1 pseudogene is annotated in these 393 nt (G+C 56.7%); it reads left to right on the top strand.

From position 1 onward, the window contains the following. Positions 1-393: pseudogene (locus A3714_RS10085) on the top strand (hypothetical protein); the annotation flags it as partial.

Here is a 393-nt window from a genome sequence, read left to right as displayed (position 1 = left end):
GAAAAAGAGATTACCCGTGATATTGACCGGGCGCTGCAATTGCTGGAGCGGGCCAAAGAGTCGCGTCGATACCGACTTGCCCGGCGTCTGGCTGAACTTTACTGGGAACTGAGCTATCAGGACCTGGTTCGCAGTGACATCCTCACCCTGACCCTGGAGCGGGCCAGTTTTTATGCCGATATGGGACTGATGGAATCCCCCGAGGATGCCGGTCTGTGGTTGCTCCGTGGACGTATCAAGATGAGCCAGGACAACCTTGGGGAAGCCCAGGAATCCCTGATATTTGCTCGCAGATTGGGGTTGTCCCCGGCCCAGGTAAACCCCTGGTTGGCGGAAATCGCTCTGCAACGACGGCAATTGCCCATGGTGCGCTTGCTGATGGAACAAATTCCC

Origin of the sequence: Alcanivorax sp. HI0007 (assembly GCF_001635525.1) — a bacterium.
GTDB lineage: Bacteria > Pseudomonadota > Gammaproteobacteria > Pseudomonadales > Alcanivoracaceae > Alcanivorax.
Note: the sequence above shows the minus strand (reverse complement) of the source record. Positions and strands in the feature narration are given on the sequence as shown.